Origin of the sequence: Mesorhizobium sp. M0904 (assembly GCF_040319475.1) — a bacterium.
Lineage (GTDB): Bacteria > Pseudomonadota > Alphaproteobacteria > Rhizobiales > Rhizobiaceae > Mesorhizobium.
Genome location: NZ_JAMYOC010000005.1, coordinates 31,619 through 56,178, shown reverse-complemented (window position 1 = coordinate 56,178; position 24,560 = coordinate 31,619). Strand labels below are relative to the sequence as shown.

Annotated in this window: 24 protein-coding genes; 3 read left to right on the top strand and 21 right to left on the bottom strand. The window is 60.4% G+C overall.

Annotated features, from left to right (window positions below):
• Position 1: 1 nt before the first annotated feature.
• The 6 genes from NKH80_RS07240 to NKH80_RS07215 form a co-directional block, all read right to left on the bottom strand.
• Positions 2-1,003 carry an ABC transporter permease gene (locus NKH80_RS07240; protein ID WP_352990554.1) on the bottom strand — a complete coding sequence of 334 codons (1,002 nt, stop codon included), beginning with the start codon at positions 1,001-1,003 and terminating at the stop codon, positions 2-4.
• The gene (locus NKH80_RS07235) at positions 1,000-2,520 is read right to left on the bottom strand and encodes a sugar ABC transporter ATP-binding protein (protein ID WP_352990551.1); all 1,521 of its coding nucleotides are present in this window, start codon (positions 2,518-2,520) and stop codon (positions 1,000-1,002) included. Before NKH80_RS07235 ends, NKH80_RS07240 begins: the two co-directional genes overlap by 4 nt.
• A 107-nt stretch (positions 2,521-2,627) precedes the next feature.
• Complete coding sequence (locus tag NKH80_RS07230) at positions 2,628-3,611, bottom strand: substrate-binding domain-containing protein (RefSeq protein WP_254818518.1); 984 nt, start codon at positions 3,609-3,611, stop codon at positions 2,628-2,630.
• A 30-nt stretch (positions 3,612-3,641) separates the two neighbouring features.
• Positions 3,642-4,418, bottom strand: coding sequence for an SDR family oxidoreductase (locus NKH80_RS07225; protein WP_352476731.1), 777 nt, complete (start codon positions 4,416-4,418; stop codon positions 3,642-3,644).
• Between the two features lie 5 nt (positions 4,419-4,423).
• Positions 4,424-5,596: a galactonate dehydratase gene (gene dgoD, locus NKH80_RS07220; RefSeq protein ID WP_352505161.1), complete on the bottom strand. Its 1,173-nt coding sequence runs from the start codon at positions 5,594-5,596 to the stop codon at positions 4,424-4,426.
• A gap of 606 nt (positions 5,597-6,202) precedes the next feature.
• A complete protein-coding gene (locus NKH80_RS07215; protein ID WP_352990547.1) occupies positions 6,203-6,787 on the bottom strand; it encodes a glutathione binding-like protein in 585 nt (194 codons plus the stop codon).
• 390 nt (positions 6,788-7,177) lie between these two features.
• Between NKH80_RS07215 and petA the strand changes: the two genes are divergently transcribed.
• Genes petA through NKH80_RS07200 form a run of 3 tightly spaced genes read left to right on the top strand, consistent with a single transcriptional unit; the run spans position 7,178 to position 10,572 of the window.
• A complete protein-coding gene (gene petA, locus NKH80_RS07210) occupies positions 7,178-7,720 on the top strand; it encodes a ubiquinol-cytochrome c reductase iron-sulfur subunit (protein WP_352990544.1) in 543 nt (180 codons plus the stop codon).
• Between the two features lie 15 nt (positions 7,721-7,735).
• Entirely contained in the window at positions 7,736-9,031 is a 1,296-nt protein-coding gene (locus NKH80_RS07205) for a cytochrome b (protein ID WP_254818513.1), read from the top strand.
• Between the two features lie 23 nt (positions 9,032-9,054).
• A complete protein-coding gene (locus NKH80_RS07200) occupies positions 9,055-10,572 on the top strand; it encodes a mechanosensitive ion channel family protein (RefSeq protein WP_352990541.1) in 1,518 nt (505 codons plus the stop codon).
• A 277-nt stretch (positions 10,573-10,849) separates the two neighbouring features.
• Here the strand turns inward: NKH80_RS07200 and NKH80_RS07195 are convergent, their stop codons facing one another.
• From NKH80_RS07195 to NKH80_RS07125, 15 genes are all read right to left on the bottom strand, one after another.
• Positions 10,850-11,281 (bottom strand): DUF1810 domain-containing protein, encoded by a 432-nt coding sequence (locus NKH80_RS07195; RefSeq protein ID WP_352804477.1) that lies wholly within the window; start codon positions 11,279-11,281, stop codon positions 10,850-10,852.
• Positions 11,282-11,323: 42 nt separating this feature from the next.
• The gene (locus NKH80_RS07190) at positions 11,324-11,605 is read right to left on the bottom strand and encodes a GNAT family N-acetyltransferase (RefSeq protein ID WP_254818510.1); all 282 of its coding nucleotides are present in this window, start codon (positions 11,603-11,605) and stop codon (positions 11,324-11,326) included.
• Between the two features lie 54 nt (positions 11,606-11,659).
• On the bottom strand, positions 11,660-12,394 hold the full coding sequence (locus NKH80_RS07185) for a sensor histidine kinase (RefSeq protein ID WP_352701568.1): 735 nt from the start codon (positions 12,392-12,394) through the stop codon (positions 11,660-11,662).
• 127 nt (positions 12,395-12,521) lie between these two features.
• A complete protein-coding gene (locus NKH80_RS07180) occupies positions 12,522-12,959 on the bottom strand; it encodes a CBS domain-containing protein (RefSeq protein ID WP_352455793.1) in 438 nt (145 codons plus the stop codon).
• Positions 12,960-13,096: 137 nt separating this feature from the next.
• Positions 13,097-13,618 carry a carboxymuconolactone decarboxylase family protein gene (locus NKH80_RS07175; RefSeq protein ID WP_254818507.1) on the bottom strand — a complete coding sequence of 174 codons (522 nt, stop codon included), beginning with the start codon at positions 13,616-13,618 and terminating at the stop codon, positions 13,097-13,099.
• A gap of 267 nt (positions 13,619-13,885) precedes the next feature.
• Positions 13,886-14,533, bottom strand: a complete 648-nt coding sequence (locus tag NKH80_RS07170; protein ID WP_352990535.1) for an HD domain-containing protein — start codon at positions 14,531-14,533, stop codon at positions 13,886-13,888.
• A gap of 45 nt (positions 14,534-14,578) precedes the next feature.
• Positions 14,579-14,980, bottom strand: coding sequence for a cupin domain-containing protein (locus NKH80_RS07165; protein WP_352646006.1), 402 nt, complete (start codon positions 14,978-14,980; stop codon positions 14,579-14,581).
• Positions 14,981-15,022: 42 nt separating this feature from the next.
• Positions 15,023-15,781: an SDR family oxidoreductase gene (locus NKH80_RS07160; protein ID WP_352990533.1), complete on the bottom strand. Its 759-nt coding sequence runs from the start codon at positions 15,779-15,781 to the stop codon at positions 15,023-15,025.
• A 65-nt stretch (positions 15,782-15,846) separates the two neighbouring features.
• A complete protein-coding gene (locus tag NKH80_RS07155) occupies positions 15,847-16,638 on the bottom strand; it encodes an alpha/beta fold hydrolase (RefSeq protein ID WP_352505172.1) in 792 nt (263 codons plus the stop codon).
• Positions 16,639-17,097: 459 nt separating this feature from the next.
• Positions 17,098-17,847 (bottom strand): glucose 1-dehydrogenase, encoded by a 750-nt coding sequence (locus NKH80_RS07150; protein WP_352505173.1) that lies wholly within the window; start codon positions 17,845-17,847, stop codon positions 17,098-17,100.
• A 513-nt stretch (positions 17,848-18,360) separates the two neighbouring features.
• Positions 18,361-19,341 (bottom strand): alpha/beta fold hydrolase, encoded by a 981-nt coding sequence (locus NKH80_RS07145; RefSeq protein WP_502900925.1) that lies wholly within the window; start codon positions 19,339-19,341, stop codon positions 18,361-18,363.
• 569 nt (positions 19,342-19,910) lie between these two features.
• Positions 19,911-20,594, bottom strand: coding sequence for a response regulator transcription factor (locus tag NKH80_RS07140; RefSeq protein WP_352505448.1), 684 nt, complete (start codon positions 20,592-20,594; stop codon positions 19,911-19,913).
• On the bottom strand, positions 20,584-20,973 hold the full coding sequence (locus tag NKH80_RS07135; protein ID WP_254818501.1) for a response regulator: 390 nt from the start codon (positions 20,971-20,973) through the stop codon (positions 20,584-20,586). Before NKH80_RS07135 ends, NKH80_RS07140 begins: the two co-directional genes overlap by 11 nt.
• Before the next feature lie 2 nt (positions 20,974-20,975).
• Positions 20,976-21,617 carry a response regulator transcription factor gene (locus NKH80_RS07130; RefSeq protein WP_352505175.1) on the bottom strand — a complete coding sequence of 214 codons (642 nt, stop codon included), beginning with the start codon at positions 21,615-21,617 and terminating at the stop codon, positions 20,976-20,978.
• Entirely contained in the window at positions 21,614-24,478 is a 2,865-nt protein-coding gene (locus tag NKH80_RS07125; RefSeq protein ID WP_502899796.1) for a sensor histidine kinase, read from the bottom strand. Before NKH80_RS07125 ends, NKH80_RS07130 begins: the two co-directional genes overlap by 4 nt.
• Positions 24,479-24,560: the final 82 nt, after the last annotated feature.

Below are 24,560 nucleotides of genomic sequence, written 5' to 3'. Positions count from 1 at the left end.
GTCATGTCCTGTTCAAGTGGTACTCGGCAATTACCACAGCAAGTATCAGCAGCGAGCCCTTGGCAAGCAACTGATAGAAGGTTGGCACGGACGTCAGTATCATCCCGTTGTTGAGGACGCCAATGATGGCGACGCCCAGCAGCGCGCCGATGATCGTACCCTTCCCGCCCTGCAAGGCGCAGCCACCCAGCACGGCCGCTGTGATGGCCTCGAGTTCCAGACCTTGGGATCCGGATACGGGCTGCCCCGAGCCGGTACGGGCAGCCAACAGAATCCCGGCCAATCCGGCAGTCACTCCACTCATGATGTAGATGCCGACGCGGTAGCGGTTGATGTTGATGCCGGAGAAGCGCGCTACAACGGGATTGCCGCCCAGGGCATAGATGTTACGCCCAACGATCGACCGGGCAAGGAAGAGATGGAACACGATCGCGGTCAGCAAGAGAATCCAGATCAGCAGAGGCAGGCCGAAGATTCGCCCGATCCCGATGAAGCGGAACGTGTCGCTGAAGATCGCGATCGATTGCCCATCGGACATGATGAATGCGATGCCGCGGAAGATCGCCATCGTACCAAGAGTCGCGATGACTGCGTTGACCCGCCCATAGGTGATGATGATGCCGTTCACAAGACCGGCAAGACCGCCCAGGACCAGGCCGGCAACAATGCCCACCGCGGGCGAGCCCGTCGACTGGATGGCCATTGCCGTCGATACAGTGGTCAGACCAACAATTGCGCCAACGGCAATATCAAGTCCGCCCGCGACAATGACCACCGTCTGGCTCATCGCCAGAACGCCCAGGATGGTGATGCCGAGGCCGATGTTCAGCAGGTTTCGGCTGGAGAAGAACACATCGCCTCTGATCGTGCCGAAGATGAGCACGAGGATGGCGAGAGCAACCAGAAGGCTTATGTTGTGAATGCCGATGCGCTCCGCGATGCGCAAGGACGCGCGCCTTTTGTCGGTTTGTGCTGTTGCTGTCCGGAGCTCAAGGCTGTTCACTGAATTTGTCCTCCAAGCAATGCTACGGATTGAGGCATGGCGTGTTTCAGGATCGTGGCCTCGTCGATGTCAGGGCGGGAAAGTTCGGCCGTGATCCGGCCTCCAGCCATGACAAGCACCCTGTCGGCCAGCCCGATCAGTTCCGGCATTTCCGAGGAAATCAGGATTATGCCGATGCCGCTGGCGGCGAGTTCGTCGATCAGGCGATAGATTTCCGCCTTGGCGCCGATGTCGATGCCGCGGGTCGGTTCGTCGAGGATGAGAAGCATCGGCTGCCGCGCAAGCCAGCGCGCGAGAACGACCTTCTGTTGATTGCCGCCCGACAGTTTCGAAACCTGTTCGTCGAGGTTAGGCGCCTTGATCGACATCTTTGCTGCGAGCGGTGAGACAATCTCCTGCGCCTTGCGCCGGTTGAAGAAGCCGAAGGTCGACGTCCTGTCGGGCACGCAAAGCGAAGCGTTGTCAAGAATGCTGCGGAACAGCAGCAGGGCTTCGTGCTTGCGGTCTTCCGGGGCGAAGCCGATGCCCGCCACGATCGCTGCATGCGGGCTGTTAGAGCCAACGGGCACGCCATTCATCGTTATGGTTCCGCCGAGCCGCCGATCATAGCCGACGATCGCCTTCGCCAGTTCGGATCGGCCCGCCCCCATAAGGCCGGCGATGCCGAGCACCTCACCACGGCGAACCTTGAGGCTCACATCGGTGACGCGGTCGGTGGTCAGGCCCGTCACCTCCAGCAACGGTTTTCCCGATTGCCACGTCTCGCGCGTAAACAGATCGGCGATGTCGCGGCCCACCATGAGCTTGGCTATGGTCTGCTCGCTGGCACCGGCAGCGGGGGAGTCATCGACCAGCCGGCCATCCCGCAAAACGACAATGCGGTCTGCTAGGTCGATGATCTCGTTCAGCCGGTGAGAGATGTAGACGATCGAAGTGCCCTCTTCGCGCAGCCGGCGGATTACTGAAAACAGACGGCGCGCTTCGTCGTCGGTCAGTGACGAGGTCGGCTCGTCGAACGCGATCAACTGGCCGCCGGCACGTATTGCGCGCATGATTTCGATCATCTGACGCTGTGCCGGACCGAGCGTGCTGCAGAGTTGCCGCGGCCGCATATCCTGTTGCATGCCGAAGGTCGCAAGCACCCGGTCGGTCTGCTCCTCCAGCCTGTGCCAGTCGAGCAGGACGCCCGCCAGCCGCGGCAGTTCCCCAACGAAAATGTTCTCGGCCACGGTCAGGTTCGGAACGATCTCCGGCTCCTGATGGATGACGCGTATTCCGGCTCTGTGGCTGTCGCGCGGTTCGCTGAAAACGATCGGCGTGGAACCGTGCCGCACAGTGCCGCTGTCGGGCTCGAACACGCCCTCGAGAATTCGCATCATCGTCGATTTGCCGGCCCCATTCTCGCCAACCAGGGCGAGCACCTCTCCCGGCCGAAAGGCAATCGAGACGTTGTCGAGCGCCTGCACGACGCCGAAGCGTTTGGATATCCTATCGAGCGAGAAGAAATCCGATTGCATCAAAGCTCACTCCCGAGGATCGATCCCGTGTCGGTGGCGTGTGCGCGCTGACAACCTGCCGGCCCAAAGAGCGTCACGCGCCCTGCGGCGCATGACGCGTAGCCGGCTCAGTGGCAGAGCTTGGCTTTGTAGTCCGACGCAAAATTGTCGGCGGTGATGTATTCCGGGTCGGTGAAGGATTGAACCGGCAGCTTCGTTCCATCCTTGATCGAGGCCAAGAGAATCTTCACCGCAAGCGCGCCGTGATTTTCCGAATTGAGCCACATCGTGCCACGGAATGCCGAGGGCTTTCCTGATCCGAAGGCGTCGCAGGCGCGGCTCCCGTCGATGCCTATCCCCATGCCCTGGTCTGCGGTGTAGCCGGCATTCTCCAGTGCTCGCGCACCACCCAGTACGCCATCATCGTTGCATGAGTAGAATATCCAGTTCGTGACGCTGGGATTGGCCGTCAATGTGGTGGTCATCACGTCGATGGCGTTGACCATCGTGTTGTCGTAGGGGACGCGCACGATATTCCCGGGCTTGAAATCGGGCACCGCCTTCAGGAACGCTTCTTCCGCGCCCTTATTGCGCTGCATGCAGGTGTCGGCCTTGCGGTCCTCGATCGAGGCGATGCGCACCTCTTTGCCCGCCCAGCCGTCGGCCTTGTAGAGCTTGGCGAGCTCTTCGCCCACCCGCGCACCGATATTGTAGGCATTCATGCCGACATAGGGGACCTGTGTGCCATCCTGGTAGTAGATATCGTCGTCGACCGCCACCAAGGGAATTTTTGCGGCCTTTGCTTTCTCCGCGATGACCGGTCCCAGCGCCTTGTCGGGGACGACGATGGCGATGCCTTTCACACCATCGCCGACCATCGTATCGAAGGTCGTGATCGTCAAATTGGCGTCGAACTGGACGTCCTGCGACACGAACGCGGCCCCTGCCGCCTCAGCCGCTTTCCTGGCGCCACCAACTTCGGCGACAAACCATGGATGGTCACCCATCTTGTTGATGTAGCCGATCTTGATTTCGTCTGCGCTTGCTGCGCCACTCATCAGTCCGGCAGCCAGTACTGCAAATGTCGCCAAAGCCTTTGTTGTGGTTTTCATGAAGATCCTCCCTGAGCTCTTTGGTGGTTGCTAGTCGTGGTAGAGAACCGAGCGCCCACCATCGATGGTGATCGTCTCGGCATTTATGAACGGCGCTTCGTCCGAAGCGAGGAAAACCGCCGTCATTGCAACCTCGTCCGGCCGGCCAATACGCTTGGGCGGATGGAGGTCGTAGGCTCGCCGCTTCTCCTCGGCGGGGTTCGGGAACGTGTTCCAGTAGGCTTCCGCGATTGGCGTCTCGATATAGCCGGGCGCGATCGCGTTCACCCGGATACCGCGTGCGGCGTATTCGATGGCGAGCGAACGGGTCAGGCCCAAAAGTGCATGCTTGGCGACCGGGTACGGGAACGTATGGGGAATGATCTGGAAGGCGTGACAGCTCGCTATGTTGACGATGGACCCCGAGCCCTTCGCCAACATCGTCGGCAAAACCGCCTTGGCGCAGAACCACGCGGCCTGGAGGTCGAGCTTGAGGCAGCGCTCCCATTCCTCATCCGGCATCATCAATGGTTCGTAGAAGACGTTGGCACCGGCATTGTTGACCAGAATGTCGACGCCGCCATAGGCCGTGATCGTCCGCGCGACCATGTCCGCGACTGCGGATGCGTCGGTGACGTCAGTCTCGACGAACAGAGCGTCCGCGCCTTGTGCCAGCAGTTCGTCGGCGATCGCTTTCCCGCTTGCCGCATTCAGTTCGGCAATAACGGTCTTTGCCCCATGCATCGCAAAGGCGCGGGCCGTGGCGGCACCAATGCCCTGGCCCGCTCCCGTGACGATTGCGATCTTTCCTTGCAGCCGGCCTGCCATCGCATTCACCAGTCGACCACGGTGCCGTCCGGCATGACGGCGTTACGGGCATGCAGCACTTCCTGCTTGAAGGGGTGGCGCGCGATCACGTCCTCATTGACGGTGACGCCAAGGCCCGGCAGTTCGGGCAGATCCCAGCGGCCGGGTTTACGCTGAATTGGCCAGGTGACGACGTCGTCGTACCAGGCGACGGCACCGGACATCTCTTCCTGAATGACAACGTTCGGCGTCGATATGCCGAAATGAAGAGCAGCCACGCCGGCGATCGGGCCAAGCGGGTTGTGCGGCGCAAGGCCGATGCCTGCGGTTTCCGCCATGGCCGCGATCTTCTTCGTCTCGAGCAGACCGCCAGTGTGGCAAATATCAGGCTGGGCAATGTTGAAGGCGCGGGCTGCGATCGAGTGCGTAAATTCGCGGCGCCCGATCAGCCGCTCGCCGGAAGCGATCGGCACGGCCGATCGCGCCGTGATATGCGCCAGTCCGGCAACATCTTCGGGTGGAACGGGTTCTTCCGCGAACATGATGCGGGCCGGCTCGATTGCCTTGAGGTAGTCCATCGCCGCGTTAACCGATGCAGGGCGTCCGTGGAAATCGACCATGATGTCGATATCCGGGCCTACCGCCTCGCGAAGTGAGCCAACCATGTTGGCAACGGAATCGACTGCCTTGGCGGGCGATACGTAGTGGGTGTAGGGAACGCAGACGACCTTGACCGCATCGTAGCCTGCTTGCGTCACGATGCGTCCGCGTTCCACGATGGCATCCGCGGATCCGGTCTCATAGACCGCCTTCATGTCCCCGAGGCCGAGATGCGTGTAGGTGCGCAGATAATCGCGGACCTGACCGCCCAGAAGGCGCCAGACGGGGACGCCCAACGACTTGCCCAGGATGTCCCAGAGCGCAATCTCGATCCCGCTGACGGCAGACATTCCCTCGACGCCAAGACGCCAAAAGCCGTGGCGCGTAAGTATCTGGTAGCACTGCTCCACGTTGCGCGGATCTTGCCCGACGAGCAGGGCCTCAAGATCCTGAAGCGCCCCAACGACGGCTCGGGTCTTCCATTCCAGCGTCGCCTCACCCCAGCCAAACAGCCCGGGCTCGTCGGTTTCGACCCGAACGAAGACCCAGTTGCGCATTTCCGCATTGCAGACGCGCGCCTTGATGGCCGTGATTTTCATCGGTCCTCCCAGTCCTGCCGTCTTTTTTGAAGGCAATATGTATGATTTATTACCAATAATATGGACCAGTCAAGCGCAACGTCGATGTGGGACCAGGGCCGCACCTCGATGTTCAGCTCGCAAACATCATGTCCTCGCCGCCCATCCAGCGCAGGTATCGGCAGCTCACTCAGCTTGCCTGATCGTGGCGGCGAACGTCATTGCTGTCGCACCGACAATGCGCCGGCGGCGATGATCGACCGTGTCGGGAGCCTTACTCGCATTCATGATGAAGCTCTATGATGACCAACAAGCGGGAACGACGAGACCCGCCCGCCTCATCGGCCGACAGGAAATATTGCGCTTATTTCGACGGTGACTGCGGCGAATCCGGTATTCGCAACCACTCGGCCAGGGGGCAGTGCGGCGAGCTCTGACGGAATGTCAGTAAGGTCAAGCGTTTCCTCGATTTCCCTTCGGACAAATTCGAGATGTAGGCCGTCCCCGCGCTTGGAAGCGGCTGGATGTAGCATCCGCAGAAACGGCAGCATGAGAATGACTCCTGATCTTCTGTTGGGGCGAGAGAATATGTTGCGTCTGATCTTACGCTCGCGGCCACCCTCGGCTTCAGACGAGGCCCTCACGATCCATTGCGATGCGCACGGCCGGTCGAGCAGCCATTCGGGCGCGGAGGGCTTGCAAAGGCGCGGGAACGGGGACGTGGAAGCGGGCCGCCCAAAGCAGCATCACGAAAAGATAAAAATCCGCGACGCTGGGTTTGTCGCCGAACAGATAGTCGGTCTTGAGCCCGTCAGCGAAGAACTCGAATTGGCTCGTAATCGTCGCGCTCGCCTTGGCCTTTTCAGCATCGCTGCTTTGGTGCCACATCGGCTTGAAGCTTCGATGTATTTCAGTCGAGACGTAGGTCAGCACTTCGAGAACGCGCGTACGGCCCAAAGGCCCTTCCACTCCCAGTGCCGGGTATCGCGACGCGAGCCAATCGAGGACGGCGATGTTTTCCGTCAGCGTTTCGCCGCTATCCAGCACGAGGGCTGGAACATACCCCTTGCGCGTCACGGTGGTGAAATCATCCCCGGAGGCCGTCCGCTTGGTTTTGAGATTGACGGTTTCGCGCTCGAAGGATGCACCAGCCTCCTCCAGCGCGATGTGGTCGGCCAGGCTGCAGGCGAGAGGGCTGTAGTAGAGTTTCACCGCTTTTCCCTTTTCTGAACCCGATTGAATTGCGCAATTGGTCCTCGCCGGGCGGAAAACCTGCCGCGCGAGACAACCGCTCCAGAAACTCGCATCTGGCGGAGACCACGACTACGACACCGACAGCTAGACGTGCCTATGCCGAGGTATGGTCGGGCTGAAGTTTGGGATCGCCGTGCGCAATGCCGGGGCATATCCCAGCTCAGTGACCAACGGTTGTCTGGAGGAATCCACGACCTTCCATGATGGCATCATCGCCAGCCCGGCCAGTCCTTCGCTCAGGAAATCCTAAACGAAAGTATTGGACGCACGTGCCGTTGGCACGATGGCTCACACCCGGCCACGGCCGGCATATTTGGGCGATATGAGCAGACTGGAAAGGCGAAAGCCATGGCCTGCTTTTGCTCGATTGCCACCAACGCGATGACGCAGCTTCCAGCAATAGGAGTCGCCACCATGGCCGACCTTTCCGAAACCTCCACAGCCGAGCACACATTGCGCGTCGAAGCGCCCGCCGCGATCGAGGTCGACGTCTCATCGCTGACGCCGGGAACGTCGCTGATCGTCGACTGGCATGGCAAGCCGGTGGTCGTACGCAACCGCACCGAAAAAGAGAGGAAGGACGGCCAGGCGGTCAGTCTCCCCGAGCTCAAGGATCCAATTGCCCGCAACGCCAACCTGCCGGCCGACGCGCCGGCAACCGAGGCCAACCGGACTATTGCGGGCAAGGAGGCATGGCTGGTGATGGTCCAGGTCTGCACCCATCTCGGATGCATCCCGCATGATCAGGAAGGCGATTTCGACGGCTGGTTCTGCCCATGCCATGGTTCGCAATACGACACCGCCGGCCGCATCCGGAAGGGGCCGGCGCCGGAGAACATGGCGGTACCGGTGTTCCAATTCGTCTCCGACACCAAGATCCGTATCGGCTGAGGCAGAGGGCTTTCGATGAGCGGCGACAAATACTCGACCTATACGCCCAAAACCAGAATCGAACGTTGGCTCGACGCCCGCCTGCCGCTGCCGCGGCTGGTCTATGACAGCTTCATCGTCTATCCCGTCCCGCGCAACCTGAACTACGCCTATACGTTCGGCGGCATTCTCACGATCATGCTGGTTTCACAGATCCTGACCGGCATCGTGCTGGCGATGCATTACGCTCCTGATACGGGGCTGGCCTTCAATTCGGTCGAGAAGATCATGCGCGACGTGAATTCGGGCTGGCTGCTGCGCTATCTCCATTCCAACGGCGCGTCGTTCTTCTTCATTGCCGTCTACATCCATATCTGCCGCGGGCTCTACTATGGTTCGTACAAGGCGCCGCGTGAGCTGCTGTGGGTGCTCGGTTGCACCAACCTCCTGCTGATGATGGCGACGGCCTTCATGGGCTACGTCCTGCCTTGGGGACAGATGTCGTTCTGGGGCGCTACTGTCATCACCAACTTCTTCACGGCCGTCCCACTGATCGGCGACTGGCTCCAGCAGCTTTTGCTCGGCGGCTTCGCGGTCGATAATCCGACGCTGAACCGCTTCTTTGCGCTGCATTACCTGCTGCCATTTGTGCTTGCGGGCGTGGTGACCTTGCATATCTGGGCGCTTCACGTCGTCGGCCAGAACAATCCGACCGGCATCGAGGTCAAATCGAAAACCGATGTCGTGGACTTCACGCCCTATGCGACCGTCAAAGATGCCTTCGGCATCCTCGTGTTCCTGTTCTTCTTCGCCTACTTCGTCTTCTACTTGCCGAACTATCTCGGCCATCCAGACAACAACAGCATCGCCAATCCGCTGAAGACGCCGGCCCACATCGTGCCGGAATGGTACTTCCTGCCGTTCTACGCGATCCTCCGGGCCATCACGTTCAATATCGGGCCGATCGATTCCAAGCTCGGCGGCGTGCTCGCGATGTTCGGCTCGATCGCGGTGCTGTTCCTTGTGCCGTGGCTCGACACCTCGAAAGTGCGCTCGGCGGTCTATCGCCCCTGGTACAGGGTGCTCTTCTGGCTATTCGTTGCCAATGCCCTCTTTCTCGGCTGGCTCGGCTCCCGGCCGGCGGAAGGCGCATACGTCGTCATGTCCCAACTGGCGACGCTTTACTATTTCGCGTTCTTCATCATCGCCATGCCGGTGCTCGGGCTGATCGAAAAGCCGCGACGGCTGCCGAATTCGATCACCGAAGCAGTGCTCGAAAAAGACAAGGCCAGCGGCAGAGGCCCGATCGCCGGGCCGGAGACCAAACATTGAACTGGGCATTGCGGTGATCGTTCATGAACTGGTGGAACTCTCCTCTGGTCTACATCGTGTTGCTCGGCCTCGCCGGGATCGTCGTTTGGTCTCTCATCGCCAGACGCTTCGCCAATGCGAAGCTGGTCGTCCAACTTGGCTTTTTCCTCGCGATGTCGGCCATGGTTCTCCACCTGCGCGTCGTGCCGTACGAGGCCGCAGGGAACAACGAAACAACCGGGGGAGCGATCCTCATCGGCTCGGTCAAGCTGCTCTGGTGGGTTCACCTTGCCTGGGCGCTGATCGGATTTGTCCGCATCTATCTCGTCTTTGAGCGAAAGCCGCGCGAGGCACGTCTCCTGCAGGACGTCGTGGTCGGAATCGTCTATGCTGGAATGTTCCTGTCGATCCTGGCGTTCGTCTTTGCAGTGCCGGTCGGAACGCTCATTGCCACGTCGGGCGTGTTTGCCGTCATGCTGGGACTGGCGCTCCAGAATACGCTTGGTGACGTATTTTCTGGGATCGCGCTTAACCTCGGCCGCCCTTACGTGCTTGGAAACTGGATCATTCTGGGCGACGGAACCGAAGGCCGCGTTGTCGAGACCAACTGGCGGTCGACTCAACTCCTTACCCCGACCCACAATGTCGTCGCGCTGCCAAACAGCCTTCTCGCCAAGATCGGGGTAACAAATTTAAGCGGTCCGGACGAGAGCCATGGACTTGCCGTCACCGTCAAGGTGGCGCCAACGAAGACGCCGGCGATCATCGTAGATCTCATGCGCACTGTCTTGCTGAGCTGCAATTCAATCCTCCAGGACCCTTCGCCTTCGGTTACCATCAGAAGCCTGGATGCTGCAGCTATCGAGATCGAGTTGTCGTTTCGCGTCGCAAGTATTGACCAGCGAAGTGCCGCTCGGAACGACATCTTCGATCTCATTTATCGCCATTCAAAGTCGACCGGCCTGCTGCTGGCGCAGCCACTTTCGGGCTCGATTGCCATGACCGACCGGCCGAGCGACGAGACGGCAGCCTCGCAAGGCTTCACCCCGATCGAGCTTATCAATTCCATACCGGTATTCTCGGCACTGACGGGTACCGAGCAGGAGTCGCTCGCCAAAGCGGCCTCGGTTCACACCTACCATAAGGGCGAGATCATCGCACGACAGGGAGAGATGCTGCCGTCGCTCATGATCGTACGGACGGGCGTCATCGTCCGGCAAATTGGCGAGGACGACGATCAACTGCAGGAGATCGGCCGGCTTGCACCTGGCGATTTCTTCGGCGAGACCGGCCTGCTCGCCGGCATTGGCGAGATGTCGAGTTTGCGGGCAATGACCCCTGTCACGGTTTACGAGATAGACCAGGAAAGCTTTGCACCGCTGCTGCACGACCGGCCCGAAATGGCCGAAGATCTTGCCGCGGTCCTGTCGATGAGGGTGTCGGCTTCTAATGAAAGCGGCATCGCGGGAGAGCATCACATGAGCTCCAAATTCGCCCTCCTCAAAGCCATTCAGACGGTCTTTCGAGCCGCTCCGTTCAAGCGCGTTCGAGCACCTGGCTGACAAAGCATGCAGAAGGACAGAGATCCATGACCATCCGCCAAAGCGATATCACAGGCATCGATCCAGCCGGCTATCCTTGATTTTGCGGACGGACTGAAGGTAGGGCGCGTATTGCCCTCCTCGAATCGCCTCATGATCGGGCCCTTCGTCCTGTTCGACCATTTCGGCCCCGCTATATTCGACGCAGGTCACGGTTTCGAAATGGCACCGCATGATAAGGCAGCGGATGGTGACCTCTGCGCCGCGACGGCTTTACGCCGCTGGCACGAGCAGACCACTACGACATCAAGTAGAGATCGTTCATCGTTTCCTCATCGAGCAAACCGTCGAACCAGACGTCGAAGATTGTCTCGAGCAGGAACTCCTCGTTGCTTGCTTCGGAAAACAGCGTGAGGGACGCGTGCAACTTCTTCGCATCAACGTCACCGAAGACAGCGCGAGCGCTCAGGCCCGAGAGCCGTTGCAGGGTACCAACGCATTCCCGATAACGGCCTCCGAGGATCGGAAATGAGAGATAGGCGCTGGCTTCGTCGAGCGATGTGATTGCATATGGCTCAGGCGCTGCACCAGTTCGCCTTATGGCCAACCTTGGGAAGATGAACTCCATGTAGGGAGTGCACATCATCCCTCGACGTAGAATGGCCAGCGCGTCGTCGTAGACCGGATCCTGTGCGCTGACGAACCTCTGCAGATCATACTCGTCAGGCATTTGGATAGATCCTTGGGAAACCCTCAACATTCGTCCCCATGACTAGCCGCAGACGACATCTGCATAGTCCGGGTGCTTGGCGAAAAAGCGGCTCATGAAGGGACATTTCAAGATCGCTTTACGGCCGGTTTTGCGGAGCAGTTCGAAGGTCCCTTGGGCCAATTGCGACGCGATCCCCTGTCCGGAAAATTCCGACGGGACTTCGGTGTGTATCAGCGCAACCTTCCCGCCCTCGAGCCGATAATAGGCCGCCGCAAACATATCGCCGGCGATCGGCAGCTCGAAACGGTGCTGTTGGACGTTTTCGACGACTTGTGCATCCATCTTTATCTCTCGACTGTATGTCACGTTTATCACCAGAGGCAGATTGGCGGGCCGCTATCGCATCGCAGGCAACCGCAGAGTGACGGTCGTGCCTACCCCAAGTGTGCTCTGAATATCGATGCTTCCGCCTGATTGCTCGGCAAAGTGCTTCACCATCGGCAATCCGACGCCGCCGAGGCCTTCGCGTTTGGTGGTGAAGAACGGATCGAAGGCGCAGACCATCGTCTCGCTGGTCATCCCGATACCGTTGTCCGCGACACGGATATCTACCTGACTGGCGGCGGAGTTTTCAGAGGCCAAGCCGGCATCGATCGAGATGAAACCGCCGTCAGGCATTGCATCGCGCGCGTTGAACAGAAGATTCAGAACCGCATTTTGCAATCCAAAGCGATCGCATCGCACCAAAGGCAGGTCGGACCCGACCCGAAGCTCAAGACCGAAATTGGCGTCCAAGGCGCTCCGTACGAGGGTCTCGATCTCAGCCAGGCAAGCACCTACGTTTGTGTATTCGATTTCCGCGTGGCTCTCTCGGGCGAGGCTGATGGTTTGCCGGACAAGGCCCCCGGCCCGTTCCAAAGCCGTTTTGGCGCCGGCTATTACAGGCCCGAGCGCCGGAGCCGCTTGGATGCTCGGATCGCGGGCCAGGTGGTTCAACGCCGACGAGGCGACCTGAATGAGATTGCCCAGGTCATGGACGATGCCGGTCGTCGACATTTGCACGGACATACCACTTCCAGGGCCATCGGGCGGGCCGTCGAAGACATCTTCTTTTATGTCCGGACGAAACATTTCATTCCCCGCTGGCTAAGTCGTCACCTATTTGCTTCAATACGCTATAAATTGCGACCTTTATTTTCTACTATATCTAAGAAGACGCCGATGCATACTTCCGTATATTCAATCGCGAGACCATGCTCTATTGGTAGCCGATCCCGCTGATGTAGTTGGCAAGCAGCCGTTCCTGCAGTTCCTCTTGTTTAAAGAGCGCCTTCATCGCATCACGGATATCTAGGACGCCTAGCGGTTTCGAGTCAGCCCCGAGCACCGGCACATTCTGCAGGCCTTGCGCGGCCATGGTCTGCCAGACTGAATGAAGATCATCATCGGGACCACAGGACACGATGGACCGGCTCATCAATGCCGCAATCGGCGCTTCTGTTGGCCCTGAATTGGCCAGATGGCGGACAAGGTCGGACTTGCTCAGCACGCCTGCCGCCTCCCCACTGCCGTGGCACACCACGACCAGGCCTATTGCGGGCCTGGAAAGTGAGAGTGCCGCACTGCGGAGTGGAGCGTCGACATCGACCACCATAAGACGGGCCGATATTACTGGATGCAGACTGTCAATGCGCATGACGCCCTCCTGAGAGCGCCTCGCGGCCGCGGCCGGGAGGCTGAGATCGGTTCCAGTGTTGGTCGCCGAGCTCGGCGACTTTGCCCGGCGGCTCAGAATGGCGCACAAACAAGCGCCATTCTGACCCATTCCAAAGATTAGCTCAGCGCTGCTTTGCTCAGGCCAAACTTCGCATCGCCCGAGCCCGGGACGGGTTTGAAGCCGATGTTCAGACGGTTCCAAGAGTTGACCGCCATGACAACGAAGGTCAGATCGGAGATTTCCTTCTCGGAAAGCTGCGACCTGACCCGATCGTAGATCTCGTCCGGGACACCCTGCTCGGGCAACTTCGTCAAGACTTCCGTCCATGCCAAGGCTGCACGCTCGCGAGGAACGAACAAGGTCGAATCCCGCCAGGCTGCCAGATGGTAAAGGCGCAGTTCGCGCTCGCCATGAATCTTCGCCTGTTTGACGTGCATATCGAGGCAGAAGGTGCACCCGTTCAGCTGCGCGGCCCGGACGGCAACAAGGTCGCGGATTGGCTCTTCGATCGACCCCTCTCGCGTCGCTCCAAGAAATTCGATAAATTTCTTCAGAAGTTCGGGCGACTGCTCGGCATAACTCGCGCGTTGGGCGGCGGCTTTTCCCTTCGGAGCGACCGGTGACGCTGCAATATTCATTACTTTATCTCCTTGAGGTGTTTGCAATCCATTGCCGCGTAAGGATGACCGGCGAGCCAAATTGTTGCTATCGTGCCCGATGATATGTACTGCCATTCATTAGGTCGGGGCGCCTAAACCGAAGTATAGGAGGTGGAAATTGGCACCTGACCGCGCCCCTCGGCAATTCGCTTTGGCGCAGGCATGCGACAGGCGCACAGCGTTTGGGTCACTTGAAGGGCGAGGCTGAACCGACCGGTGTCGATTGAACCTGGATCGAAACTGCGTTCACTCTTCGAAGGGAGCGTTCATCACAAGATCAACTGCCGAAGTCGCCTTGTAGCCTGAAACAAAGCGCTCGCCGAAGTCCCGGGCAAAGTTGTCGTAGGTGGTTTCCGGCCTGACCTCGGCGATATGGCAAAAGCATCGCGTCATCCGCCGCTTCATCCCGAGGCGCGGAAATTCGCCAACGATCTTTGCAATCTCGGCTGACGAAACGAGGCTGTATTGCAAGCCGACGACATCGAGGCAGATGCCGGCTGTGCACAGCGCCACCTCAGCCTCCTTGTAGAGGCCGATCGACGGCGTCGAGTTGAGGGCGACGCTGTCCCAGATCAATTGGGCGCGCCGCTCGTCGAAGCCGCCTTCCCGAACGAAGGTGCGGGCAAGATCGGCGCCTTCCACTTCGAAACGGCGCGGCCCGGCGAAGTCCTCATTGAGCGTGACGTCATGCAACAGGGTTGCAACGGCAACAACCTCCGCGTCGTGCTGGATATTCTGAATCTGTCCGATCCGGGCCGCGAAAAGCCAGGATCGGACAACGTGGTTGAACAGGTAGGGCTCACATCGCTGGCGGGCATGTTCGATCGCTCGGCCAACAAGCGGTGTATCGGGGACCGAAATCCCTGCAAGTGTGCGGCTGGCGATCGAATTCATGTCACTGACCGTCCTTTCGCATACGATGGTCCGGGGGCCACGATTTCATTTCGCGTTCGTCGTCAGTTCCGTCTCGCTGGTGTCGACGACGAAAATAGCAAGCAGACGAGCGCCTTCCGTCTTGCTGGCGTTTTCGCTGACGGCATGACGGTCGCCCGGGAATTCGGAGAAACTCTCGCCGGCGCGATAAGTCTTCACCGGCCCATCGTTGACCTGGCTTCGGATCGCCCCCTCCAGAACCGTGGCATAGATGAACGCGGATTTGGGATGGGTATGGGCCGGCGACGTACCCCCCGGCGCGTACTCGACGAGCACGGCCTTCATGCTCTTGCCGGGCACGTTTGGAAGGGCCTGGTCGTAGACAAGCTTCACGCTGGCGGCGTCATTGGCCATTGCTGCGGTGACGGAAGCGGCGGTGAGCGCGGCGCAGAGAAGTGTTCTGATCATGTCTGGTCTCCTTATTGTGAGAATGGCCTATCCGGTGATTGCTTATTTCGGTGGCGTGTATCGGCTGAGCCAATCATCGAAACGCACGGCGCCGATGCGCGCATTCTCGCCGGGCACCAGCGTTCGGTCGTCGATTGCCACTTGGCCGTAGTAGAGCGCGCCGGGATCCGGGACGACTTTGCGCGGGTCGTTGGTGGCCTTCAGGAAGCGCTCGACAAGTTCGCTCATGCGAACACGCTCCGGGCCGGCAATTTCGATCATGCCGTTCAACGGCGCGGCAAGCGCGACGTCCGCCATCGCATCGGCAACATTATCAGCCGCCATGGGTTGGAAGTAGGCCGGCGACATATGAATGGTATCTCCGACGGCATCCGTGTTTGCGATGGCGGCTGTGAATTCGAAGAACTGAGTGGCGTGAACGATGGTGTAGGGAATTCCGGACTCCCTGATCAGCTTTTCCTGAAGCAACTTGCCGCGGAAATAGCCCATGCCCTGCAGCCGGTCGGTACCGACGACGGACAGCGCCACGTGATGACGGACGCCGGCGGCCGTTTCGGCGGCAAAAAGATTACGCCCGGATGCCCCGAAGAACTCCAGGGCAGCCTTTTCCTCGAACGACGGCGAGTTCGCCAGGTCGACGACGACCTGCGCACCGGCAAGCGCGGACGCCAGACCCTCTCCCGTAACGGTGTTGACGCCCGAATTCGGCGACGCCGCCAGCACGTCGTGTCCTTTGTTTCGCAGCCTCTCCACGGTCTTTGAACCGATCAGCCCGGTTCCGCCGATGACGACGATCTTCATGTCTGGTCTCCTGGTGTTGCGTGTCTATTTTCGTTGCTCGATCGGATGCAGGCGCTTCCAGCCTGCTATTGACTGACCGATGCAGCAGCATCCTCGATGAGTGACGTGACCTCGTCGGGGTGCGAAACCATGAGCGCGTGGGACGCACCCTCGATGACGACGGTCTTTACCGCGTGCGCACGCTTGGCCATGAAGCTCATGACGGCTGCCGGGATGTTGCGGTCATCCGAGCCGTAGATCATGTAGGACGGCAGCGTCTTCCATGAGGCGACGCCCGAGGTTTCAGTCAGAGCCGCCTGAGCAACAGGACGTTGAGTGGCAGCCATCAGCAAAGTCTGCTCTTGCGGAACGTCGGCGGCGAACTGGGCGCGGAACTTGGCCGGCTCGATGAAGAGGTCTTGCCCGCCGTCCGGCAACGCTACCGGAGCAAGCGCGCTCCCCAAGGTGCTGCCGGGAAACATGCTGGACAACGTAAGGCTCGATTCGCCGGTATCCGGCGCGAAGCCCGCCACGTAGACCAACGCCTTTACATTGGGATTGCCATTGGCGGCCTCGGTGATGACAGGCCCGCCGTAGGAATGCCCCACCAGCACGACCGGCCCGGAAACCGACCGGACGATGGCTGAGACTGCTTTCGCATCGCTGGCAACGCCGCGGAGCGGATTAGCTGCGGCTATCGCTACATAACCGTCTTTGCTGAGCTTGGTGATGACTGCGTCCCAGCTCGACGATTCCGCGAAGGCGCCGTGCACCAGTACGATCGTCGGCTTGGGCTGAGAATTGGCGGCCTGCGCCATCCCGCCGCCCGACGCGGCCAGCGCTGCGGTGAGCGCCAGGGCTCGAGTTATGTTTCGCATTTGCTTTCTCCCGTGTGGCCTGTGGTGACCAATGCTCAAGAGAATGCGCCGACGCTGCCCGCCAACCTATTGTGCGGAAGGGTCTGTCATACAATGCCAAGGTGCAGGGTAGGTCACCGGGGAGATCAGGTGCCCTGCAGCATAATTGAGGTATCTATGCCGGGTGTGCATTGTCGGCGGACGCCGGAACAGACACTGAGGGCGCGCGGCCGGAGAGCTGTGTTTGCAAGACGCCGCTGCCGCCGTGGCGAGACCTGGCGATCCGACTTCTCTTGCGCGTCGATCCCTGCAATGCGACTTGCTATTTACGTGGCTCAATTTGCGCCACGTCGACAAAACGTGTCGCCTCCGACCTATTTGGCGCGACTCGTGCGGCAGCTTCCCAAAAAATTTTCGTGAGGAAGACCGATTGCTCAGCCAATAACCGGCAGTCTATTGGCGCGATCTCGCAGTCATGGCTCAGAGCACTGCCATCCCGCCATCCACCCGCAGATTGATGCCCGTGACGAAACTGCTCGCGTCCGAGGCAAGGAACAGAGCAGCTTTTGCCAGCTCTTCCGGCTGCCCCATCCGGCCCAGGGGTATTGCCTCCGCCATCGCCTTTTCAAACAGCCCGCGCTGCTCAAACGGTATGCCTAGCTTATCGAGAATAGCCGTATCCACCGGACCTGGGCTGAGCACGTTGACCCGGATGCCGCGAGACTTCAGTTCGATCGCCCAAGCGCGCGCAAAGGCATTTATGGCCGCCTTCGAGCCCGCGTATACAGCATGACCGTCCAGGACCTTCTCGCTGGCGAGCGAGCCTGTGAGGATGATTGCGCCGCCGTTCCGCATGATCGGAATCAGCTTCTGGACGCCGAAGAAGACGCCTCGCGTGTTAACGGCAAATTGCGCATCATATTCTGCCTCGGAGACATCGGCCGAGTGCGTGATGGTGTTTATGCCGGCGTTCGCCATATAGATGTCGAGCGCCCCGAACCTCTGGCGGATCTGCTGCGCTACCTCGTCATGGTGCGACACGTCGGCCACATTTCCCTGAATGCCCAGCGCGCCTGCCCCGATCTGTGCGACCGCTTCCTCGACCGCCTGCCGCCGGCGGCCGGTAATGACGACTTGCGCGCCCTCGGCCGCAAAGATTTTTGCAGCCGATAGTCCGATCCCGCTGTTTCCGCCGGTGACCACCGCGATCTTGCCTGAGAGTGCGCCCATGTCGTTCCTGCCTTCGAAAAATTGTGCCGGTGCTGCTGCGATGGTCGCAACTGCTGGCCAAGAAAATTTCACGCCGAATTGAGACCGCCAAAATGAGCGGCAATCGCAAACGGCTACCGATTGATAAACTCCCGGCGATTAGCCAGTTTGACGACCTCGAGAGCGCTTTGGCCTTCAAGGCGCGGCGGCGACCCCCGACAGTGCGACGTAGTGTCAAACCCCGGCGATCGCCTCCGCGCTGCACAGGCGCAGTTGCCCGAATGGCAGCCCTGTCGCAGCATATGTTTGCCGCCTTTGCCAGCGCTCCAACTCGATGGCGCAGTGGTTCGGTTCCACAATCCGGGACATGAGCCGACAGAACCGGCATTCAGGCACCGCTCGGCTATGCGAGCGCACAAGGTTGACCTGGCGCGCCACCTGAAATGCTGTTCAGGGCGCGCGAAATATTGCCAAAGGTGGTCATCGGCGGCTCCAAGGAAGTGCGGACAACATGTGGTCGTGTCTGAGGGCGTACTATCCTTTGATGAAGGCGAGCAGGTCAGCATTGACCTGATCCTGGTGCGTGGCCGTGATCCCGTGGGGCGCGCCGGGGTAGTAGATATCCTTTGCGCCTTTGATCAGTCGGGCCGACTTGACTGCCGAGTCCTTGACGGGGACGATCTGGTCGTCCTCGCCATGCAGGACCAGGGTTGGTACGTCGAACTTTTTGAGGTCCTCGGTAAAATCGGTCTCGGAGAACGCCTTGACGCTTTCGTACGCGTTGACGAGACCCGCCTGCATGCTCCAGAGCCAGAACTGATCCAGAGTCCCCTGGGAAACCTTAGCGCCCGGCCTGTTCGCGCCATAAAACAACGGTGCGAGGTCCCGGTAGTACTGCGAACGATCCTTGACGAGGCCAGCTCTTATGCCGTCGAATACCTCGATCGGCAGGCCTTCCGGATTGGCCGGCGTCTTCACCATGATCGGCGGAACAGCGGCGATAAGAACTGCCTTGGCCACCCGTTTCTTCCCGTGCCGTCCGATATAGCGAGCAACCTCGCCTCCTCCGGTGGAATGGCCGACCAGCGTGGCGTCCCGGAGATCCAGCGCCTCGATCACGGCTGCAAGATCGTCCGCATAGCCGTTCATATCGTTGCCGGAAGTCGCCTGGCTCGATCGGCCATGGCCGCGCCGGTCATGCGCAACGACGCGAAAGCCGTTATGGGCAAGAAACAGCATCTGGCCGTCCCAGGCGTCGGAATTCAGCGGCCAGCCGTGCGAAAATGTGACGACAGGACCCTTGCCCCAATCCTTGTAGTAGATTTCGGTGCCGTCCTTGGTCGTGATGGTGCTCATCGTCTTGGTTCCTTTGATGGAGGGGGAAGAGGAAAGCTTTTGTTTTCGGCTCGTTGCCGAAGCAGCGCGGGGCAGTCCGGCGGCTACCGTAGAGATCAGGCCTGCCAACAAGACATCGCGGCGAGATCCGCCGACGGAGAAAAGTCCGTCTTTGTTCATCATGTCCATCCATGTGCTTTGAACATCATGCTCACCATCACGACCGTCGAGTCGGCCTGTGCGGTCGCGTTCGGGGAGGAGCGAGCGAGGAGCGGTAGAAACGCGACGGTCGTGATGGCTTGCGAGGAACAGGATGCACCGATCCGGGCCGCGAACCTATTCTACCGAAGCATCTGTCATACGATGCCGAGGTGCAGGGCAGGCACGCCGAGGATAGGGGCGGGCCAAGGCAAGCTCTTATAGACACACGTCAATTTAGGCTTGGGTAGCGGCGCGGGGACCGCCGCGGCATGGCCGGCGTCAGTTGTTGTTGCATGGAATGTTGCGAGTTTGTCGGTCAGGCTGGGCCGCCAAGGAGCGCCGCTCAATGGTAACCGATGTTGGCGCGGGCCTTGCCGCGAAACACCCAACAGGACCACCGATGTACATCAGGATCACCCGCACCAGCACGAGCGTACCGACAGCAGGAAGGCCTGGGCGCGCAGAGGTAGCAATTTCCCGCAGCCTGAAGCAGCCGGGCGCGCCGGGCGATCCTATTGGATGGGGCATGGATGGGCTTGTGCCAAATTCTAGGCCTGGCGCATCGGCGCGGGCAGCGTTTCCCATGTCCTGATCAGCTCACCGATGGAAGCGGCCTCCATCTTGCGCATGACATTGCCGCGATGCAGCTTGACCGTCACTTCACTGATGCCGAGGTCGAAGGCGATCTGCTTGTTGAGGCGTCCGCGCGCCACTTCTCGCAGAACCTCGCGCTCGCGCGGCGTCAGCGTCTCGACCCGCTCTACATTGCGCTTGACGATCACCGCATCCGCCCGCCGCTTGGCGTCCACCGCAATGCCCGTGATCACCGCGTCAAGCAGGGTCTGATCCCGCACCGGCTTGGTGAGAAAGTCCACGGCGCCGGCCTTCATCGCTTGGACAGTCATCGGGATATCGCCATGTCCGGTCAGGAAGATGATGGGTTTGGGGTTGCCGTTTTTCGCAAGATGATGCTGCAGATCGAGACCGCTCGTCCCTGGCATGCGCACGTCGAGGATCAAGCAGCCGGGACCTTCCAACACATCGGCGTCAAGCAATTCGCGGGTCGAGGTAAAGCTGACCGGCAGGAAACCCGCCGACAGGATCAATTCCGACAGCGCCTCCCGAACAGAGGCATCATCATCAACAATAATGACCAGCGGCTGCTCGGCTTCAGCCCTCCGCTGCTGTGATGACGGCGTCGATCTCCGTAATGGCAATTGGTCAACTGTCATGTTTAGGCTCCGTTTTTGGGTTGCGTAAAGCATCGCCGATCGCCGCAAGCAGGGCCTGGCCATCGAAGGGCTTGCAGAAAAGCCCGCCAATGCCCTTGGCGCGGTGCTGATCCACTATCTCGTGGCGACCGGTGATCAGGAACACAGGCAGGTCCGGACGCGCCTTCTTGACCAGGTCACGAAGTTCAAAGCCGTCCATGCCGGGCATCCCGATGTCGGTGATGAGCATGTCCAATCCAGACAGGCCGCTGACCAGCAATGCCCCCGGCGACGAGAAGCTGCGGGCCACATAGCCGGCGGACTCCAAGAGGTCCTCCAGCGACTCGAGCAGTCTTGGGTCATCGTCGACAATCGCAACGACAGGCCTCCGCTTGCTCACCCTCAGCTCCCCCCTGCCCGGCGCGAGTGCGTGATCGGTATTCCCAATCGCTCGGCGATGCGCACTAGGTCGGCGAGCGACGCCGCGATCATCTTCTGCATGACGTTCCTTCTATGAATTTCCAGCGTAACTTCGCTGATCCCTAGTTCAGCGGCGGCCTGCTTGTTGAGCAGGCCGCTGACCACCAGCGGCAGCACCTCACGTTCGCGCGGCGTCAACTCAAGATAACGTTGCTTCAACACGCCCAGCTCGGCGCGCTCCGATCGCTGTACCCGATCCTGGGCAATCGCCGCATGGATTGCGGCCATGAGGTCTGCATCGCTGAAGGGCTTGGTCAGGAAATCCACGGCGCCGTGCTTGATCGCACGCACCGAGGACGGGATATCGCCATGTCCTGTCAGGAAAACGATCGGCGGATGATCGCCCTCGGCAATCTGTCGCTGCAGATCGAGGCCGTTAATATCCGGCAACTCGATATCGAGGATGAGGCAGGCAGGGACGTCCGGCTTGTCAGCGCGGATATAATCGCCCGCCGATCCGAACGCTGTGGCACGCAGGCCATGTGCGGCCAGCAGTTCACTAAGCGCCTCCCGGATGCGTTCATCGTCATCTACGATAAAGACAATTTGGCCGTCCGTCGTCATGACGCCGCTTCCATTTCAACCGGCAACGTGAAGATAAACGTCGCTCCACGTGGTTCGTTCTTCTCGACCCATAGACGCCCGCTGTGCGACTCGATGATCGAACGGCAGATCGCCAGTCCCATGCCCATCCCTTGCTCTTTCGTGGTAAAGAACGGTTCGAATATCCGGTCGGGAAACTCGACGCCCCGGCCGCGATCTCTGACTTCGGCCTGGACAACATCCCCGATATGGCGCACGCGGATGCTGATAACTCCGTCATCCGCACCAGAGTCCATCGCCTCGATGCCGTTGCGAATGAGATTGACCAGAACCTGCTGGATCTGGACGCGATCGAGCGCGACTAGCGGAACGTCGCTTTCGACATCAACGCTGATGCGAACGCCCCGCCGCATCGCTTCCTCGGTCACGAGGTCGCGTGCCTCTGCGATGACACTGCTGAGCGCGGCATTGGTCCTCGTCTCGGTGGATTGCTTGAACAGCGCGCGGATGCGGCCGACGACGTCCGCCGCCGAATTGGCGTCCCGGATAATGCGCTCGGCCGTAATCTTCGCGCGTTCGACGTTCGGCGGGACGGCGCCCAGCCAACGGTGGCATGCATGGGAATTGGCGACGATCGCGGCCAGCGGCTGATTCACCTCGTGCGCGATCGAAGCGGAAAGCTCGGCGAGACTTGCAGCCTGAGTGGCTTGCGCGAGTTTGTCGGAGGCTTGTCGCAGCGCTTCCCGCGCGCGCACCTCTTCGTCGATGTCGAGGGAAACCCCGTACCATTGCACAACCGCCCCGTCTTCATCACGCCGCGGCTCGACCCTGCACTCCGCCCAGCGATAGCCGTCTGTTTCGCGCCAACGAAACCGCATCGCGGAACCGCCGCCTGTTTCGAAACAAGTCAGCAACGTGCGCAGCACCTCGGGAGCATCTTCGGGATGAACCAGTTCTTGCAGCAATTCCTCGATGCGCGGCTCTCCGAGTGTTTCGACATTGGCGATGACGGCGCGGAAATGGTCTTGGTATCGCTTGTTGAAGTAGACCGGCCCGCCGGTCGGCACCGCGCTCCAAATGCGGACCGGCACAGCGTCGATCATCTGCTGAAGCTGCAATTCGCTCCGCCGCAGCGCCTCTTCGGCTTGCATCTGATCGTCTATGTCGTGACAGAGGCCGTACCACTGCACGATCAGGCCAGCGTGATCGCGCATCGGCTCTGCCCGGCTCGACATCCAGTGATAGACGCCATCGGCGCGGCGCAGGCGATACCTCATGGAGAAGCGCTCGCCGGTAGCAAGGCAGTGACTGAGCGTGTCGCCGAATGCTGCTGCGTCGTCCGGATGGACGGTGGCCGCTATCATCGCCGCCAGCCGGCCGATGCCCTGTTTGTCCAAATCCGTTACGTCAAGGCCGAGAAAGTCGACCATTCGCTTGTTGAAAAAGGTCGGCTCGCCGTCCGGCGTCAGGCGCCAAACGTGGCTCGGAACCATGTCGACAAGCTGCGAGAGCTCCCGCTCCCGGTCGCGCAATGCCTCCTGCGCGCGCACCTCATCGTCGATGTCGATGCTGGCCGTGTACCATTGGACGATCGCTCCACTCTGGTTCCGCAGCGGCTCGGCGCGGCCCTCCCTCCAGCGGTAGACACCGTCAGCGCGACGCAGGCGATACCGTATGGGATAGGGTTCGCCGGTGGCGAGTGAGCGGCTGAGCCATTCTCTCATCCTGGGTCCATCGTCGGGATGGACGGCTGCCGCGACTACGGTCGCCAGGCGGCTCGTGCCCGGCTTGTCCCAGCCCGCGATGTCGTTGAGGCCGATATAGTCTGTCGTGCGCTTGCTGAAGAAGGTTGGTTCGCCGTTGGGCGCCATGCGGGCAATGTGAGCGGGGATCATTTCGACCAGCAACGAGAGTTCTCGCTCCCGCTCCCGCAAGGTCTCCACACTTTGGCGCAAAGTGAGCACCGCCGCCTGATGCTGCCTGGAAATGGCGGCCACGACGAGCGCCGAAAATGCAGAGATGCCCAGAAAAAGCTGCAGCATGATCTGGTTGTGCTTCTGGGACTCGGGATCGCCGGCAAATTGGCTGGCGCCGGATATCGTGAATACTGCCGTGATCAGAGCGAGAACGGTCAATGCTACGGCGGCGCCTCGGAACTCAAAGCGCACCGCGGCCCAAAGAAGAGGCGGCATGATGATGTAGGCGAACGGCAGATAGCCGCTCAAGGAAAGGGCGGCGATCCCAAGAAAGATCAGCCCTAGGACGCAAGCTTCCATCCACCGCGCTGCCGAGAGCTGCGCCTTGCCGCGCCAGTTCTGGAACACGACCAGCGCCAGTGGCGCTACGATCAGGACTCCTGTCGCGTCTCCGATCCACCACAGCGGCCAAGCCGTCGCAAAGCTTTGCGATTGTATGCCAAACCACGCAAGCGCCGCACTTCCGACCGTGGCGCTTGCAACCGGCGCAACTCCAGCGGCCAGTACGACGAATGCGAGGACGTCCCGCAACGTTTCCAGCCGAACTGGGCGCTTGCAGGTCTGGTTCACAAGCCATGCGCCGGTCACCGCTTCAAGAGCGTTGCCGGCAAAGATCAGGAAGGCCGCGGGCAGCGGAGTGTGGAACCACAAGAAGTTGCTGAACAGTTCTGCCACACAGGCCCCCAGCACCCACCACGGCCAGCTATACCTGGAGGCGAAGACAAGCGTAGCGATGAAAAGCCCGCTCGGAGGCCAAATGGAAATCCCTGTTCCAGGTATGATTGCGAGCGACTGGGCGAAGCCGCAGCCCAGGACATAGGCCGTAATAAAAAGCCCCAGATGCAAGAATTGAGGACGGTGCGACCAGACGCGCGACAACCTGCCTCTTTCAAGATCGCTGATCATGTTGCCGCGAATCAGGCCCGGTTCATTCGTCGCGAAAGGTCGGCCACTTCCCGGTCCGGATCGGTCCAACTCATGCGTTAAC

Bases quoted from the DNA above. Each gene is read 5' to 3' on its own strand.
- NKH80_RS07160 (WP_352990533.1), bottom strand. From the start codon at position 15,781: ATGAAGATCGTCGTCATCGGCGGAACCGGGCTGATCGGTTCAAAGACC.
- NKH80_RS07235 (WP_352990551.1), bottom strand. From the start codon at position 2,520: ATGCAATCGGATTTCTTCTCGCTCGATAGGATATCCAAACGCTTCGGC.
- dgoD (WP_352505161.1), bottom strand. From the start codon at position 5,596: ATGAAAATCACGGCCATCAAGGCGCGCGTCTGCAATGCGGAAATGCGC.
- NKH80_RS07180 (WP_352455793.1), bottom strand. From the start codon at position 12,959: ATGCGCATTGACAGTCTGCATCCAGTAATATCGGCCCGTCTTATGGTG.
- NKH80_RS07145 (WP_502900925.1), bottom strand. From the start codon at position 19,341: ATGAACAAAGACGGACTTTTCTCCGTCGGCGGATCTCGCCGCGATGTC.
- petA (WP_352990544.1), top strand. From the start codon at position 7,178: ATGGCCTGCTTTTGCTCGATTGCCACCAACGCGATGACGCAGCTTCCA.
- NKH80_RS07225 (WP_352476731.1), bottom strand. From the start codon at position 4,418: ATGGCAGGCCGGCTGCAAGGAAAGATCGCAATCGTCACGGGAGCGGGC.
- NKH80_RS07125 (WP_502899796.1), bottom strand. From the start codon at position 24,478: ATGATCAGCGATCTTGAAAGAGGCAGGTTGTCGCGCGTCTGGTCGCAC.
- NKH80_RS07155 (WP_352505172.1), bottom strand. From the start codon at position 16,638: ATGCGAAACATAACTCGAGCCCTGGCGCTCACCGCAGCGCTGGCCGCG.
- NKH80_RS07130 (WP_352505175.1), bottom strand. From the start codon at position 21,617: ATGACGACGGACGGCCAAATTGTCTTTATCGTAGATGACGATGAACGC.
- NKH80_RS07140 (WP_352505448.1), bottom strand. From the start codon at position 20,594: ATGACAGTTGACCAATTGCCATTACGGAGATCGACGCCGTCATCACAG.
- NKH80_RS07170 (WP_352990535.1), bottom strand. From the start codon at position 14,533: ATGAATTCGATCGCCAGCCGCACACTTGCAGGGATTTCGGTCCCCGAT.
- NKH80_RS07185 (WP_352701568.1), bottom strand. From the start codon at position 12,394: ATGTTTCGTCCGGACATAAAAGAAGATGTCTTCGACGGCCCGCCCGAT.
- NKH80_RS07190 (WP_254818510.1), bottom strand. From the start codon at position 11,605: ATGGATGCACAAGTCGTCGAAAACGTCCAACAGCACCGTTTCGAGCTG.
- NKH80_RS07165 (WP_352646006.1), bottom strand. From the start codon at position 14,980: ATGATCAGAACACTTCTCTGCGCCGCGCTCACCGCCGCTTCCGTCACC.
- NKH80_RS07175 (WP_254818507.1), bottom strand. From the start codon at position 13,618: ATGAATATTGCAGCGTCACCGGTCGCTCCGAAGGGAAAAGCCGCCGCC.
- NKH80_RS07150 (WP_352505173.1), bottom strand. From the start codon at position 17,847: ATGGGCGCACTCTCAGGCAAGATCGCGGTGGTCACCGGCGGAAACAGC.
- NKH80_RS07200 (WP_352990541.1), top strand. From the start codon at position 9,055: ATGAACTGGTGGAACTCTCCTCTGGTCTACATCGTGTTGCTCGGCCTC.
- NKH80_RS07230 (WP_254818518.1), bottom strand. From the start codon at position 3,611: ATGAAAACCACAACAAAGGCTTTGGCGACATTTGCAGTACTGGCTGCC.
- NKH80_RS07205 (WP_254818513.1), top strand. From the start codon at position 7,736: ATGAGCGGCGACAAATACTCGACCTATACGCCCAAAACCAGAATCGAA.
- NKH80_RS07195 (WP_352804477.1), bottom strand. From the start codon at position 11,281: ATGCCTGACGAGTATGATCTGCAGAGGTTCGTCAGCGCACAGGATCCG.